The sequence below is a fragment of the Streptomyces durbertensis genome (assembly GCF_014156695.1).
GTDB classification, from domain to species: Bacteria; Actinomycetota; Actinomycetes; order Streptomycetales; family Streptomycetaceae; genus Streptomyces; species Streptomyces durbertensis.
In genome coordinates this window covers 1-11,371 of the sequence record NZ_WMLF01000153.1, presented here as the reverse complement: position 1 = coordinate 11,371, position 11,371 = coordinate 1, and the positions used below count along the sequence as shown (strand labels likewise).

Here is an 11,371-nt window from a genome sequence, read left to right as displayed (position 1 = left end):
GTGCAGGTGAGGGTGGTGCCGCGGGCGGAGAGCGCGGCGGCGGTGGTGGGGAGTATGCCGTCGCGGCGGTGGCGGAGGATGGGCGCGGTGTCGTGGCTGAGCCCGTGGTTGCTTCCCCAGCCGATCCGGGGGTCCCCGGTGTGCTGAGCGACGTGCATGTGTGGTTCCTCCGGTGCTGCCGTGGCGCCGGTCGCCCGCCGGTCTCGCGCGCCGCCGCGGGGCGCGCGGGTGGGGGTTGGACGTGCGCTGTGTTGTTGTCGGTGTGTGGTTGTCGCTGTGTGGTGGTCGGTGGTGTGCCGCTGGGGTCGGTCTGTGGTGTAGTACGCAACCGGTGTGGCGGGTGTTGCGCTTTGGTGACTCCTGGTGGTCTGTTCCGTTCTGGGTCCCTTCTGCGGGCGGGGTATGACTTTGCCAAATGTCGGCCGCGTTGCGGTAGTCGGGGCCTGTTCCGCTCGTGTCGCCGAGCCGTCGCGGCGTCTTCCCGCGGCCGGCCGCCTGTGCGGGCTTCGGTCTGGCCCCGTGTTCGGCGCGAGCGGGGCTGGCCGCCGGGTACGGGGGACGCCTTAGGCTGTCTGCGTCAGCCGCATTCACCAGGGAGTACCGCCATGACGACAGGTCGGCTCGGGCAGGATGCCGCGCCGCCGAACAGGGCCTACGCCGGGCAGGTCGTGCGCTTCCCGGATCCGGTCCGGGCAGCGCGTCACCCGCGTGGGGTCGCTGTGGACGCGGCCGGTTTCCCGGTGTTCACGCCGTACGCGCGGGCGGCGGCGGAGGTGGCGGAGCCGCCCGAGGGTTTTGGCGTGGACGAGCTCCGGCTGACGGACTACGTGTCGGCGAACGCGGCGCTGCACGCCTCGGGCCACGAGCTGTGGGCGGATCTGCCGCCGGTGGCGACGCCGCACGGCTGGACGTGGCATCACGTGCCCGGTGGCCGGCGGATGGAGCTGGTGCCGGTGGAGGTCAAGGGACTGCTGCGGCACCACGGCGGCCTGGCGACGGCGGCGGTGGACCACTCGAAGCGGGGGACCCGCCCGCTGCGGGAGACCCGCCCGGCGCATTTTGAGGTGCCGCACGCGGTGGCGGTGCCCGAGGAGCAGGTGGTGCACGCCGAGGAGGCGCTGGGCTACCGGCTGCCGGGCGCGTACCGCACGTTCCTGAAGGCGGCGGGTGGTTGCGCGCCGGTGGGGGTGGCGCTGGACGCCGAGTTGGGGCTGCTGGTGGACCAGCCGTTCTTCTCGGTGCGCGACGAGCCGGCCCTGAACGACCTCGTGTACGTCAACAAGTGTCTGCGCGACCACCTCACGAAGGACTTCCTCTGTGTGGCGTTCGTGCACGGCGGCCTACTCGCGGTGAAGGTGCGCGGCGAGGGCCAGGGTTCGGTGTGGTTCTGCGCCTACGACGACGCCCGGGACCGGGACGGCCTGGGCATGCCCGAGCGCATGGCGGAGCTGCTGCTGCCGTGCGGTGCCGATTTTGACGCGTTTCTGCTGCGGCTGGCGGGGAATCCGCCGGAGTTGGAGACCGTGGCCAACCTGATGGTGGACGGTGGCTTCGCGCGGGCCGTCCCGGTGGAGGGGTGACCGGCTGATGGTGACGTTCGCGCAGGCGCAGGAGCGTGCGGAACGCTGGGTGAACGCCGGGGTGCCGGCGTACCAGCAACGGGAGGTCCGGGTCAGGGAGTTCGATCTGGGCTTCGTGGCGTGGGCGGAGGACCGCGAGGGCGGTGCGCGGTCGGACGGCGGTGGGGTCCGGCTGGTCATCGCCCGGGACAGCGGCGAGTCGACGCTGTGGCCGGCGTTGCCGGTGGGCGAGGTGATCCGCCGGTTCCAGGAGCACTATGCCGCGTCGGCGCAGGCGGTGCCGGAGCCGGCGGCGCCGCAGCGGGTGGATCTCGAGGCGACGTCCTTCCTGTTGACGCCGCCGGAGTGGTTGCAGGAGGCGGCCGACCGGATGGGCGTGCCGGACCACCGCGCCGCGCGTCCCACCTCCGACGGCACCTCCGGTGGTGCTTCCGGCGTCGCCGGTGTCTCCGGGGGCGCCTCCGACGCCGCCGGTTCCCCTTTCGGTGGGGCGGGCGCGGGTACTTCGGGGGCGCGTGTCGCGGCTGCCGGCTCGGCCGCGCCGACGCCGCCGCCTGTACCTCCGGCGCCGCCGGCGCCGCCGGCGCAGGCCCCGGCGCCCGCCGCGCCCCCCGCTCCCCCGGCGCACGCGCCGGCGGACGCGCCGCGCTCCGGCGGCTCGACGGGTTCCGTCTCGTGGGCGGACACGTCGAGCTCGGGTTCCGGCCCGTCGGTGGCACCGCCGGCGACGGTCTTCGCACCGCCGCTGAGCGGCAGCGACGAGGACGAACAGGCCACGCCGCCGCCCCGGGTGAGCCCGGAGGCGGCGACCGCGCTGCTGCCGGAGGGCAGCGCGCTGCCGAGGACACAGCTCTCCCCGGCGCTGGACGAGTCGGCGGCGTTCCCACCCGGCTCCCGCCAGGAGGGTGACACGCCGGGCACCGGCGGCCCGGGCGGCGGCACCGGCGGTGGGGTGCACCACGCGGCGACGATGCTCGCCGACCCGAACGCGTTGAACTCCCCGTCCGTGCCGGGCCCGCCGCCCGCTCCGCCCGCCGGCCGGCCGGCCGGTGCGGCGGACATCGCGGACGCCGACACCAGCCGGGCGCCGCGCCCGGCGCCGCCGGCGAACCCGCCGGCGGCCCGTCCGGCGCGGGGGGCGGGGCAGTCGGTGCCGCCGCCGCCCGGCGCGCCCGGCACCCCGGGGGCGCGTGTCAGCCCGGACGCCGACCGGTCGCGCGCGGGCGCGCCGTCGGGTCAGGCGGCGTACCAGCCCACGCAGTTGGTGTCGGCGGACGACGTGGCGAGCCAGGGCGCCGGGGTGCGTCCTCCGGAGTCGGCGCCGCCGGTGTCCGGCGGTTCCGCCGGCGGAGTGCACCACGCGGCGACGATGCTCGCCGGCCCGAACGCGGTGAGCGGTCCCCACGCGGCCGGTGGCCCCAACCCTCCGACCCCACCGGGCGCGCCCGGGCAGCCCGCGACGCCGCCGGGCGGCTTGTCGGGCGGCCCGTCGGGCGGTGTCCACCACGCGGCCACCATGCTCGCCGGGCCAGCCGGGCCAGCCGGGCCAGCCGGGCCGCCCGGCCCGCCGCAGGCCCCGCCGGCCGCGCCGCACGCCCCCGGCGTCCCGCACGCCGGCGTCCCGCACGGCCCCGGGCAGCCGCCGCACGGCGGACCGGGCGCCGCCGGCCCGCAGCAGGGGTACGGCTATCCGCCGCCGTCCGGCCAGCCGATGGTGGGTCCCGGCTACATGGCGGTGCTGACGTACCGGGGCGCGGACGGCGCGGAGCAGAAGCTGATCCGCCGCTCGGCGCCCGGCCTGCCGCACCCGGAGTGGCAGATCATGCACGAGCTGCGCGGGATGAACGTCCCGCCGGACCAGGTGCTGGAGCTGCACACGGAGTTGGAGTGCTGCGAGCTGCCGGGCGGCTACTGCGCGCGCATGGTCAAGGAGACCTGGCCGCAGGTGCGGATCAGCCACACGACGCCGTACGGCAGTGACCACGCCTCCCGGCAGCAGGGCATGCGGAACCTGATCGAGCACCAGGGTGAGCTGCACCAGGTGGCGGACGCTCCCGCGCGGCCGGCGCCGGAGCGGGCGGCGTTGATGCCGGTGCAGCCGGCGCAGCCGATTCCGTTGGACGGCGTCGGCCACGAGTTGGCGCAGTCGTTCGGTCCGCAGGGCGTGTACCGCTTCGACCAGCGGGCGGTGTCCCGTCAGGGTGTGCCGGACGTGGTGGCGCAGACGCTGATGTGGGCCGGTCTGCCGCTGGACGTGAGTCCGTTCTTCTGGGCGCAGGCGCAGCCGGGCCGACCGGTGCCGACGTTGGCGGAGCTGGCGCAGGAGCGCGGGGTGCAGCCGGCTCCGGACGCCTCGTCGTACCTGGTGATGGGCAACGACTACGGGCGGCAGCTGTGTGTGCAGTACGGCACGGCGCACATCGTGGCGGTGCCGCTCGAAGCCGGGCCCGACGGCCAGTCGGTGACGCCGCGTTTTGTGAACACCGGGCTGCCGGAGTTCGCCCGCTGCCTGGCGATGCTGGGCCGGATGTGGCCGCTGCGGTACGGCCTGACGCCGGATCAGGCGGGTCGCTGGACGGTGGACTTCCAGCAGCAGTTGGCCGCGTTGGATCCGGCGGCGCTGGGTTCGCCGGAGACGTGGTGGTCGGTACTCCTCGAACAGATGTGGGACGGCCTTCTCTGAGGACGAGGTGGGGTTCCCCGGTGGTGGCGGCTGTGTCGAGCCGGGGGTGATGCCTCATCCTGGGACACCGGTACGGCCGTACTGTCACGCTATGGGCGTTTCGCCCCGGGCGGTGTCGTCCGGGTGACGTCGTGTCGGGCCCGCGGGCCCGGCGACGCCCCGGGCGGCTCCGCCCGGCGGGCCCAGGGGTGCGCGGTGCGGCGAAGGTGTCCACACAAGGGGTGCACGTTTGTTCTCGGCGCTTCTGACGGCTCCGCCGTCCCCGTCCGACGTCCCGACCTCCGGTTCCCCGGGCCGGTGGTCGCGTTCCCCGGTGTTCCGGCTGCCGTCGCCCCGGGCCGCCCGCGGCGCGCGGCACGGCTCCCCCTCGCCGTTCGGCTTCGCCACCGTCCGGGGGCGCGGCTACCGCCCGGCGCAGGTGGACGAGCGCACGGCGGCGCTGCTCGCCGAGCGGGAGCGGCTGGAGGTGCAGGAGTCCAGGCTTGTGCTGCTGGTCCGGCAGCTGGCCGAGGAGGCGCGGCGGCTGCGCCGGGCGGTGGCGGCGCTGAGGGGGCCCTCGTTCGAGCCGCTGGGCGCCCGGGCGCGGTTGGTGGTGCGGCTGGCCGTGGAGGAGGCGGACGAGTTGTGCGGGCGGGCCGCGGCGGACGCGCGGACGCTGCGCGGGGACGCCAGAGCCGCCGGCGCGCGGCTGCGGGAGGACGCCGACCGGGCGTCGGCGGAGGTCCGCGGCGCGGCGGACGCCGCGGCGGAGGCGGCGCTCGCCGCCGCGCGGGAGGAGGCGGCCCGGGTGCTGGCCCGGGCGCGGGCGGACGCGGCCCGCGTCGAGGAGGCGGCGGCGGCGCGGTTGGCGCGGGCGCGTCGCGAGTGCGCCCGACTGCTGGCCGGGCAGGCGCTGCGGCAGCGGGTCGCCGAGCGCCGGCTGGAGGCTCGGCTGGTCGTCGACGAGGCGGCGGCGCTTGAGGGGCTGGCGCGGCTGGAGGCGCGCGGCACGGCGCTGTTGGCGGAGGCCGAACGGACGCTGGCGCTGGCCCGCCGGGCGGCCGGCCGGCGGTTGGCGGAGGCGGAGGCGCAGGCCGCCGAGTTGCTGACCCGGGCGTCGACGCGGGCGGCGGACGTCAGCCGCGCGGCCGAGCGTGACCGGGGGCACGAGCGCTCCCCGCGGCGCGAGGTGGAGCGAGACCTGGCCCGTACGCGGGCGGTGCTGGAGGCGCTGACCGGCCGGAACGCGCCGCCGGGCGCCTCGGACGGCAAGCGCGACGGGGTCACGCCGGAGGACGGCCGCGGGTCGTCGGCCGGTATCCTGCGGGTGACATCCACCCGAAGCCGAAGGGCACACCCGTGAGCGCCATCCGCCCGGCAGCCGTCGTCGTTCTCGCAGCGGGTGAGGGCACCCGCATGAAGTCGGCCACCCCGAAGGTTCTGCACGAGATCTGCGGGCTGTCGCTCGTGGGTCATGTCGTCTCCGCGTCCCGTGAACTCGATCCGGAGCACCTGGTGGTGGTGGTCGGACACGCCAGGGAGCAGGTCGCGGGCCATCTCGCTGGGCTGGACGCCGGGGTGCGCACGGCGGTGCAGGAGGAGCAGAACGGCACGGGCCACGCGGTGCGCATGGGTCTGGAGGCGCTGGCCGCCGACGGCGTGGAGCTGCGGGGCACGGTGGTGGTGACCTGCGGTGACACGCCACTGCTGACGGGCACCACGCTGCGCGCGCTGGCCGACACGCACGCCGCCGACGGCAACGCGGTGACCGTGCTGTCGGCCGAGGTGCCGGACGCGACGGGCTACGGCCGGATCGTGCGGGCGGCGGACGGCAGCGTGACCGCGATCGTGGAGCACAAGGACGCGGACGGCGCGCAGCTGGCGATCCGGGAGATCAACTCCGGGGTGTTCGCGTTCGACGCGGAGCTGCTGGTCGAGTCGCTGGGCAAGGTGCGCACGGACAACAGCCAGGGCGAGGAGTACCTGACCGACGTGCTGGGCATCCTGCGGGAGGCCGGGCACCGGGTGGGCGCGGCGGTGGCGGGCGACCACCGGGAGATCGCCGGCATCAACAACCGGGTGCAGCTCGCGCAGGCCCGCCGGCTGATGAACGACCGGCTGCTGGAGGCGGCGATGCTGGCCGGCGTGACGGTGGTGGACCCGGCGACGACCTGGATGGACGTGGCGGTGACGGTCGAGCCGGACGCGGTGGTGCTCCCGGGCACCCAGCTGCTGGGCGCGACGCATCTGTCCGAGGGCTGCGAGGTCGGCCCGAACGCGCGGCTGACCGACACGCACGTGGGGCCGGGCGCGGTGGTGGGCGACTCGGTCGCGGTGGGTGCCCGGGTGGGGCCCGGCGCGTCGGTGGGGCCGTACGCGTACCTGCGGCCGGGCACGGTGCTCGGTGAGCGCGCGAAGGCGGGCACGTACGTCGAGATGAAGAACGCGACGATCGGCGAGGGCACGAAGGTGCCGCACCTGTCGTACGTGGGGGACGCGACGATCGGTGACTTCACCAACATCGGCGCGGCCAGCGTCTTCGTGAACTACGACGGCGAGCACAAGCACCACACCACGGTGGGCTCGCACTGCAAGACCGGTTCGGACAACATGTTCGTGGCGCCGGTCACCATCGGGGACGGCGCCTACACGGCGGCCGGCTCGGTGATCACCAAGGACGTGCCGCCGGGGTCGCTGGCCGTGGCCCGGGGGCAGCAGCGGAACATCGAGGGCTGGGTGGCCCGCAAGCGGCCCGGCAGCGCGGCCGCGCAGGCGGCGGCCCGTGCCGAGGGGGACCCTGACACCGGCGACGAGGCCGGTCGGGGCAAGGGGCGGGACTGACCAGGGTGTCGGAACAGATCGTTGGCATGGCCATTGACGGGGGCACCCGCCCCCTTCGCCGGCCTTCCGGGAGAGGGCGTACGGTGATAGGCGCACACTCGGCAGAATCCAAGGAGACGGTGCAGTGACCGGGATCAAGACGACCAGTGAGAAGAAGCTGATGCTCTTCTCCGGCCGCGCCCACCCCAAGCTGGCGGAGGAGGTGGCCGAGGAGCTGGGGGTGGACCTGGTCCCCACCAAGGCGATCGACTTCGCCAACGGCGAGATCTACGTCCGTTTCCAGGAGTCGGTGCGTGGCGCGGACTGCTTCCTGATCCAGAGCCACACGGCCCCCATCAACAAGTGGATCATGGAGCAGCTGATCATGATCGACGCCCTGAAGCGGGCGTCGGCGCGCAGCATCTCCGTGGTCATCCCGTTCTACGGCTACGCCCGTCAGGACAAGAAGCACCGCGGCCGGGAGCCGATCTCGGCCCGGCTGATGGCGGACCTGCTGCAGGCGGCCGGCGCCGACCGGCTGCTGAGCGTGGACCTGCACGCCGACCAGGTGCAGGGCTACTTCGACGGACCGGTGGACCACCTGTTCGCGCTGCCCATCCTCACCGACTACATCGGCAAGCGGGTCGACCGGTCGAAGCTGACGGTGGTCTCCCCCGACGCCGGCCGGGTGCGGGTCGCCGACCGCTGGGCCGACCGGCTGGGCGCGCCGCTGGCGATCGTGCACAAGCGCCGCGACCCGGACGTCGCGAACCAGGTGACGGTGCACGAGGTCGTCGGTGACGTGCGCGGCAGGGTGTGCGTGCTGGTCGACGACATGGTCGACACCGGCGGCACGATCTGCGCGGCCGCCGACGCGCTGTTCGCGAACGGAGCCGAGGACGTGCTGGTCACCGCGACGCACGGCATCCTCTCCCACCCCGCGCCGGACCGGCTGAAGAACTCCAAGGTCAGCGAGTTCGTGTTCACCAACACCCTCCCCACGCCGGAGGAGCTGGACATCGACAAGATCAAGGTGCTGTCGATGGCGCCGACGATCGCCCGCGCGGTCCGGGAGGTCTTCGAGGACGGCTCGGTCACCAGCCTCTTCGAGGAGCAGGGCTGACGCGCACGCCCCGACTGATCGATTTACGGTGCGGCCTCCGCGCCGGGTAGCATGCGAACGTTGCTCGGCGAGGGAGGCCGCACTGTCGTGTGCGGCGGTCCGTTATCGACGCGCTCTTCGTAGCAGGTCCGTCGTGGCCGGGTGACGCCCAACGGATCCGACGACCACGAGGAGCGTGTTCCATGGCTGACGTCAAGATCAGCGCGACCATCCGCAACGAGTTCGGCAAGGGTGCCGCCCGCCGTCTGCGCCGCGAGGACAAGGTGCCCGGTGTCATCTACGGCCACGGCACCGAGCCGGTCCACGTGGCCCTGCCGGGCTACGACCTGATGATGGCCCTCAAGACCTCGAACGTCCTGATCACCCTGGACGTCGACGGCCGCGAGGAGCTTGTCATCCCCAAGGCCGTGCAGCGCGAGGCCATCCGCGGCTTCCTCGTCCACATCGACCTGCTGGTCGTCAAGCGCGGCGAGCAGGTCAACGTCGAGGTGCCGGTGCACACCGAGGGCGACCTGGCCCCGGGCCAGTTCATCCTGGAGCACGTGCTGAACTCCCTGCCGATCGTCGCCGAGGCGACCCACATCCCCGAGTCGGTGACGGCCTCCATCGCCGGCCTGACCGCCGGTGACAGCGTCCTGGCCAAGGACGTGCGGCTGCCCAAGGGCTCGACGCTGGACGTCGAGCCGGACACCGTCGTCGTCCAGGTCCTCGCCGCGCAGGCCGAGGAGCCGGCCGCCGAGGGCGCCGGGAGCGAAGCCGCCGCCGAGTGATCCCCTCCGGGCCCGCGGACCGTTCACCGGTGCGCGGGCCCGGTCTCTCTTCCCCGCCCGGCCCGCCGGGCGGTTCCGCCGGCCCGCAGGAGAACACGCAGCCATGAGCGAGACGTCGACCGGTCCCTGGATCATCGCCGGGCTCGGCAACCCCGGCCCCGAGTACGCCGGCAACCGGCACAACGTCGGCTTCATGGTCGCCGAGCTGCTGGCGAGCCGGATGGGCGGCACGTTCAAGACGCACAAGTCCCGGGCGCAGGTCGTCGAGGGCCGGGTCGGCACACCGGGCGTCGACAGCCGGCGGGTGGTGCTCGCCAAGCCGCTGTCTTACATGAACCTCTCGGGCGGGCCGGTGTCCTCGCTCGCCGACTTCTACAAGGTGCCGGTGGAGCGGATCGTCGTCGTCCACGACGAGCTGGACATCCCCTACGGCGCGCTGCGGGTCAAGCGCGGCGGCGGCGACAACGGGCACAACGGCCTGAAGTCGCTCACCAAGGCGCTGGGCCCGGACTACTTCCGGGTGCGGTTCGGCGTGGGCCGCCCGCCCGGCCGGATGCCCGTCGCGGACTTCGTCCTCAAGGACTTCTCCAGCACCGAGCGCAAGGAGCTGGACTACTTCGTCGACCGGGCCGCCGACGCGGTGGAGACGCTGCTCACCGACGGTCTCGAACGCGCCCAGACGACGTACAACTCCTGACCTGCGACGTGCGCCGGCCCCGGCCGCGCACACGGGCGGCCGGGGCCGGACGGGGTTCCCGGGAGGGACTACGCGCGGCGGTGGCCGACCAGCCGGGGCTTGGGCTCCAGGCCGTCCAGGCCGTGCCAGGCGAGGTTCACCAGATGCGCGGCGACCTCCGACTTCTTCGGCCGGCGGACGTTGAGCCACCACTGCCCGGTCAGTGCCACCATGCCCACCAGCGCCTGCGCGTACAGGGGCGCCAGCTTCGGGTCGAAGCCCCGGGCCTTGAACTCGTGGCCCAGGATGTCCTCGACCTGCGTGGCGATGTCGCTGATGAGCGAGGCGAACGTGCCGGTGCTCTGGGTGACGGGTGAGTCGCGGACGAGGATGCGGAACCCGTCGGTGTGCTGCTCGATGTAGTCGAGCAGCGCGAACGCGGCCTGTTCCAGCAGCTCCCTGGGGTGCCCGGCGGTGAGCCCGTCGGTGACCATGTCGAGGAGCTGGCGCATCTCGCGGTCGACGACCACCGCGTACAGCCCCTCCTTGCCTCCGAAGTGCTCGTAGACGACGGGCTTGGAGACACCGGCCTTCGCCGCGATCTCCTCCACCGACGTGCCTTCGAAGCCGCGTTCGGCGAAGAGGACACGCCCGATGTCCAGGAGCTGTTCGCGGCGCTCCTTGCCCGTCATGCGCCGTCTGGCGGCCCGTCGTCCGGAACCGCTCGGCTTGTCGTTGCTCGGGGTGCCTCTGTCCTCGCTCGCCACAGCACCATCACATCATGCCGGGTCGGCGTCGCCGGGCCGCACCCGCTTGGCCTCCAGGCGCTTGGCCTGCGGCCAGCGCACGTCGTAGGCCCAGCCGGCGCGTTCGAACCAGCGGATGAGGCGCGCGCTGGAGTCGATCTGGCCGCGCTGCACGCCGTGCCGGGCGCTGGTGGGGTCGGCGTGGTGCAGGTTGTGCCAGGACTCGCCGCAGGAGAGGACGGCCAGCCACCACACGTTCCCGGAGCGGTCGCGGGACTTGAAGGGGCGCTTGCCGACGGCGTGGCAGATGGAGTTGATCGACCACGTCACGTGGTGCAGGAGCGCGACGCGGACCAGGGAGCCCCAGAAGAACGCGGTCAGCGCGCCCTGCCAGGACCAGGTGACCAGGCCGCCGATGACCGGCGGGATGAGCAGGGAGACGGCCGTCCACAGGACGAACTGGCGGGAGATCCGGCGGATGACCGGGTCCTTGATCAGGTCGGGGGCGTACTTGTGCTGCGGGGTCTTCTCGCGGTCGAACATCCAGGCCATGTGGGCCCACCACAGGCCCTTCATCAGCGCGGGAACGGTCTCGCCGTAGCGCCACGGGGAGTGCGGGTCGCCTTCGGCGTCGGAGAACTTGTGGTGCCGTCGGTGGTCGGCGACCCAGCGCACGACGGGGCCCTCGACGGCCAGCGAGCCCGCGACGGCCAGCGCGATGCGCAGCGGGCGCTTCGCCTTGAACGAGCTGTGGGTGAAGTACCGGTGGAAGCCGATGGTGATGCCGTGGCAGCCGATGAAGTACATGGCGGTCATCAGGCCGAGGTCGAGCCAGCTGACGCCCCAGCCCCAGGCGAGCGGCACGGCGGCCAGCAGGGCGAGGAAGGGGATGGTGATGAAGAGCAGGAGGGTGACCTGTTCCACCGTGCGCCGCTGGTCGCCGGCGAGGGTGCCGAGCGCTTCGCCGTCGTCGGCGGGGCGGGGGGTGGGGAGC

General features: G+C 73.9%; 9 protein-coding genes. 7 read left to right on the top strand and 2 right to left on the bottom strand.

All coding sequences use genetic code 11. The features are described from left to right. Positions 1 to 605: 605 nt before the first annotated feature. From GL263_RS12710 to pth, 7 genes are all read left to right on the top strand, one after another. A complete protein-coding gene (locus tag GL263_RS12710) occupies positions 606 to 1,580 on the top strand; it encodes an SMI1/KNR4 family protein (RefSeq protein ID WP_182855776.1) in 975 nt (324 codons plus the stop codon). 7 nt (positions 1,581 to 1,587) lie between these two features. Continuing rightward, positions 1,588 to 4,263 carry an SUKH-4 family immunity protein gene (locus GL263_RS12705; RefSeq protein WP_182855775.1) on the top strand — a complete coding sequence of 892 codons (2,676 nt, stop codon included), beginning with the start codon at positions 1,588 to 1,590 and terminating at the stop codon, positions 4,261 to 4,263. A 313-nt stretch (positions 4,264 to 4,576) separates the two neighbouring features. Next, complete coding sequence (locus GL263_RS12700; RefSeq protein WP_182855774.1) at positions 4,577 to 5,605, top strand: cellulose-binding protein; 1,029 nt, start codon at positions 4,577 to 4,579, stop codon at positions 5,603 to 5,605. Further along, the gene (gene glmU, locus GL263_RS12695) at positions 5,602 to 7,083 is read left to right on the top strand and encodes a bifunctional UDP-N-acetylglucosamine diphosphorylase/glucosamine-1-phosphate N-acetyltransferase GlmU (protein WP_182855773.1); all 1,482 of its coding nucleotides are present in this window, start codon (positions 5,602 to 5,604) and stop codon (positions 7,081 to 7,083) included. The genes GL263_RS12700 and glmU overlap by 4 nt, the downstream gene beginning before the upstream one ends. A 124-nt stretch (positions 7,084 to 7,207) precedes the next feature. Further along, positions 7,208 to 8,185, top strand: coding sequence for a ribose-phosphate diphosphokinase (locus GL263_RS12690; RefSeq protein WP_182855772.1), 978 nt, complete (start codon positions 7,208 to 7,210; stop codon positions 8,183 to 8,185). Between the two features lie 182 nt (positions 8,186 to 8,367). Next, entirely contained in the window at positions 8,368 to 8,955 is a 588-nt protein-coding gene (locus GL263_RS12685; protein WP_182855771.1) for a 50S ribosomal protein L25/general stress protein Ctc, read from the top strand. 103 nt (positions 8,956 to 9,058) lie between these two features. Then, on the top strand, positions 9,059 to 9,652 hold the full coding sequence (gene pth, locus GL263_RS12680) for an aminoacyl-tRNA hydrolase (protein WP_182855770.1): 594 nt from the start codon (positions 9,059 to 9,061) through the stop codon (positions 9,650 to 9,652). 68 nt (positions 9,653 to 9,720) lie between these two features. Here the strand turns inward: pth and GL263_RS12675 are convergent, their stop codons facing one another. Together GL263_RS12675 and GL263_RS12670 are read right to left on the bottom strand one after the other, a co-directional pair. Next, the gene (locus GL263_RS12675; RefSeq protein ID WP_182855769.1) at positions 9,721 to 10,398 is read right to left on the bottom strand and encodes a TetR/AcrR family transcriptional regulator; all 678 of its coding nucleotides are present in this window, start codon (positions 10,396 to 10,398) and stop codon (positions 9,721 to 9,723) included. 12 nt (positions 10,399 to 10,410) lie between these two features. Beyond that, a partial coding sequence (locus GL263_RS12670) for an acyl-CoA desaturase (protein WP_182855768.1) occupies positions 10,411 to 11,371 on the bottom strand: 961 nt, incomplete at its 5' end.

What these genes read in the sequence shown, in the direction of transcription:
- GL263_RS12710 (WP_182855776.1), top strand. Translation starts at nt 606, where the DNA reads ATGACGACAGGTCGGCTCGGGCAGGATGCCGCGCCGCCGAACAGGGCC.
- GL263_RS12705 (WP_182855775.1), top strand. Translation starts at nt 1,588, where the DNA reads ATGGTGACGTTCGCGCAGGCGCAGGAGCGTGCGGAACGCTGGGTGAAC.
- GL263_RS12685 (WP_182855771.1), top strand. Translation starts at nt 8,368, where the DNA reads ATGGCTGACGTCAAGATCAGCGCGACCATCCGCAACGAGTTCGGCAAG.
- pth (WP_182855770.1), top strand. Translation starts at nt 9,059, where the DNA reads ATGAGCGAGACGTCGACCGGTCCCTGGATCATCGCCGGGCTCGGCAAC.